General features: G+C 42.9%; 2 protein-coding genes. Both read left to right on the plus strand.

The window, feature by feature from the left end; translation table 11 throughout:
* Positions 1-105 precede the first annotated feature (105 nt).
* Positions 106-1,410: a type I-D CRISPR-associated helicase Cas3' gene (cas3, locus tag QUA54_RS33810; RefSeq protein WP_333419351.1), complete on the plus strand. Its 1,305-nt coding sequence runs from the start codon at positions 106-108 to the stop codon at positions 1,408-1,410.
* 38 nt (positions 1,411-1,448) lie between these two features.
* Positions 1,449-4,004: a type I-D CRISPR-associated protein Cas10d/Csc3 gene (gene cas10d, locus QUA54_RS33815; RefSeq protein ID WP_333419349.1), complete on the plus strand. Its 2,556-nt coding sequence runs from the start codon at positions 1,449-1,451 to the stop codon at positions 4,002-4,004.
* Positions 4,005-4,049: the final 45 nt, after the last annotated feature.

The following is a 4,049-nucleotide window of genomic DNA, read 5'->3' on the forward strand; positions in this document are numbered from 1 at the left end:
ATGAAAATCCATGAGCTTAGCCTCTAGCATAAAGTTCATATATTATACAGTTTACACCGCAAACCCAGAAGACCCCACTTTTTTCACTTCTCTGCTGCAAAAGCGATCGTATCCCTCTTTAAAAACTGTCCGGAGTATTGTTATAACTGGATTGTCGAAAATGCCGAAACAACGATTTTGAAATTTTTTCAAGATAATCCTGGGAGTAAAGGTGCAATTATCCTGAACTCGATCGCCGCTGTAAAAACCTTAGTCCCCAAATTCAAGGCGATTTTTGAACCGCTGGGATTGAAAGTCCGAGAAAATACTGGATTGACTGGTGAGACAGAGAATTCTAAATCTGTTGAAGACGCTGACTTACTTTTGGGAACATCGACAATTGATGTGGGAGTTGACTTTCGGATTAATTTTTTAGTATTTGAAGCGGCAGATGCGGGGAATTTTATTCAGCGTTTCGGGAGGTTGGGGAGACATCTAGGCTTTGACATTTATCAAGCTTATGCTTTGCTACCCAACTTTATTATAGAAAGGCTGTTTGAGGCTGAAAACCACCCGCTGCAAGATGGCGAAACGCGCGATCGTATTAGTTTGTCCGGCGCTATCCGCCAGCATTACGGCTATGTCAACGAGTTTCGACAGTATCCCAAACGCTGGGGATCAATTCAGTCAGCTTGCGTATATTCTGAGTTGCTGAGGCTGTCTCGTTATTACCCTAATGCTGCCCAAGGTTTCGGCACTGATATCCAAAAAACTCTAGATATTAGTGTCAAGAAAAAGTTTGGGCAGATTAAGCACTGTCAGAGTGAAGGCAAGCAAAAAGTTATTGATGATGCCCGGAGTTTTCGCGGCCTCAGCCAGTTAGATTGTGGGATTTATGATATGACTAATCCCAACGAGCCTGAGAAAGAACGGTTTAAAACTTATAATCTCCCCAGTTTACTCAGTAACTTTCATTTGGCTCCTGAGTTAATAGAAAAAGACGATTTTATGAAGCGAGCTAAAAAGGCGGGCTTAGCAGCCAATCGGTTTGAGAACGCTTTGTGTTATTTGACATTGACTGGATATCGGGAATTGCGAGAAGATTGGCATTTTTCTTGTTCGCGAGACGATTTGAGTGCAATTGCCAAGTCTGGTAAGGTTCAAGTTTTGAAAGGCTTGGAGGTGACAACAGGTAACCAAATTAGTAGTGCTTTATCTACACGAGGTCTAGTGTGCTATATCTCCGATCGCGATCGCATGACTTTACGAGCCAAGTGTGGATTGCCGATTCACTTTCAGGCTTATGCTTTAAGCGACCAGCCAGAGGATAGAAGACCACCTTACACGATCGCATTTGGGCGATCGGCACTTTTGTTAGAGACGCTGATTTGGCACTTGAAGCCAAAAGAGGATGAAGGCTGGATCTGCTAGAAAATTACGGCAATATTTAAACAATAGGAGAAAAACTGATGTTGGGGAAACAACTATCTTTATTTGACGATAACTTTGATGAATTGCCACTCGAACCATTAGAGTTAAATTCTACAGCCAATGAGGACAGTGAAACGCCAGCTAAATACGAACTTTTGACAGTTCGACTGTTTAAAGAAGCCATTCGAGAAGTAGAAGGAAATGAGGGAGATCGCCTTTTAGCATCCTTCGCGGCAAAGGTCCTGCCAAACTTGATGCAGCAGCTAGTTGGAGCCACAGCTAAAGGCGGTCAATTCACTGAAGAGATGCGTCGTCAAAAAAAGAATGTAGAGCGCAGCAAACACGATCAATCCTTTACTTCTCACCTGCTTAACGGCTTATTCCCAACTTACCGAATTCTCAAGAAACTCAAGACAGAGACACCTGAAACCAATCCTGTTAAACGCAACTGCGGTGAAACAGAAATAGCTTTGTTCATAGCATCGTACATCCTGCACGACTTCGACAAATTTCCAGATTATTGTGAATGGCTGAAAACTAACGATTCCGAGGGAAAATTTGCCAACCGAGAGTGGCGAAAATACCCACCTCATAAAGACGAAGCCCCCAACTTCGGACGCGATTATGTGGCTCTAAAAATTCAACAACTCGGATTAGATAGTTTATTAGGTGAAGACTGGGAATATCACATCGACGATCTTGTGTGGATGAGCAACAATGCCGGAGTCAAATATGATAGCGATCGCGGTCTTGAAATTCGCGGATTGCAGCCTAGACTCGATGGTAGAATCAGAGGAACTATAGCCAATTTAGTCAGACTCTCAGACTTATTCGCCTCAGTTATCAAACATCCCAGCGATGCAGAAGCTAACGGTTTATCTGAAGTTTTGAATTCTCTTAGCAACGGACAACTTAAATTTAGCTATCACTCCCTCTCAGACAATCGCGGAGTATTGACAAATATCATCAACAATGCTCTGATTGATGCTCATCCCAGCGAGTTCTATACGCCGCTGCTGTATTTGCCAGATGGTGCTGTTTATCTAGCTAAAACCAATGCACCGGCCATCGAAACTGCTGAAATTTCTAACCAAGTTATTGCCAAAATCAAGAACCTTTGTGCCGAGAGATTGAAGCTCAAAACAACCGGATTTAGCCGAGACGGAAAAGGCTTTAAATTTGGTGAATTCTACTGGCTGTTTTTTGATATAATCGAACTCATGGGAGTTAGCATCGAAGCAGCTTGCAAACTCATTACCAGCACCAAAGCATCCTCTGCAAAAAAGCGCAGCGACAGCTTGATAAGTTTCCAAAAAGATGGAGATTTACCGGGTGAATTAAATCTTGAATTTCCCGAAGATTATCGGATTGACAGGTTAGCAGAATTTGGCGATATCCTGTGTCGAGGTATTTGGAATAAATGGCAGGAACGCTTGAGTGATTCTCAGAAAGAATTGCCCAAAGCTAAACGGCAAAGCCCGCCCGAATTAGACTTGACTGAAAAACTTGCCGAACATTTAGGTTTAGCCGACAAAATCCCCGCTTTAAAAGCAATTCAATCTCTCAAAAAAACAGGCGGCGTTCCTCTGGATTGGTATTACTTAGCTGCACAATATTTTGAACGAAATAAAGGATTAGATGAAACTCAAGTGCGCGCCGTCTTAACCGATATGGTTGAATGTGCAGTCACTCTCATCAAACCCATCGCCGAAAACTTTAAAATTCCCGACGGCTGGAAGGATTTGCGGACTTATGTCAGCCGCATTGTTTCCTTGCCGACGGGGGCAGTTATCAAACCAGAAACCGATCCGTTTTTACTAGAATTGGCGCGCTACAGTGCGGCAAAAATCACAGGGAGAGGACGCGAAAATGTTTGTGCGATGTCGAGTTCGGCTTACACTGTGACGGAACAAATGGAGGCGGCGACTTTATTTACTCCACAAGTTTACAGCAACCGCCAAATTTTGTTTAACGCGCAAGCTGCCAAGCGTCAGATTTGCTCAATTTGGTCTATCGAAATCATGCTGAGACAAATTTTGATGAATCAAACCAATGCCACAGGAGGAGACTTTGAAGGGCGCAAATATCGCTATCTCTATCTTTATCCCGCTTATTTCTTTACTCCAGAAACCAACAAATTTGTTCAGAAAGCTTACAGTTGGATTGCTAGGACTAGATTTGATGCTGATATTCGCAAGCACTTAATTACTGACAAACAACTTGCCAATTTTACCCTTGACAATTATCAACACGTTGATTCATTATTGATTCAGGAGAATTTGCAAGCAGAAGAAGATCGCACTTTCAAGATCAGCTATCCCGACAATCAACCGCTGACCTTTTTCTTCCTAGCTTTGCCACCGGGAAAAGATGCCACAGATACCGAATCTTGGGTAATGCCAGCTTGGTTAGCCTTTGCTTTACCGCTAATTCTCGATGTCAAAACCGTTGCATCCGAGTCGCCAGTACCACCCTTTATTAGCGGTGCAGATTTTGAAAAAACCGTTGTGATTGATGGCGAACATCAAGCAATTCGTTCTCTGATTAAGCAAGATGAATATCGCCTAGGGCGTCGGTTCAGTATTAGGAGTTGACAAAAAAAGGAATTTATGAAATTAGCCAGTGCATGAGTTCGAGTC

Source organism: Microcoleus sp. MOSTC5, from assembly GCF_036701825.1.
In the GTDB taxonomy this organism is placed as follows: domain Bacteria; phylum Cyanobacteriota; class Cyanobacteriia; order Cyanobacteriales; family Microcoleaceae; genus Microcoleus; species Microcoleus asticus.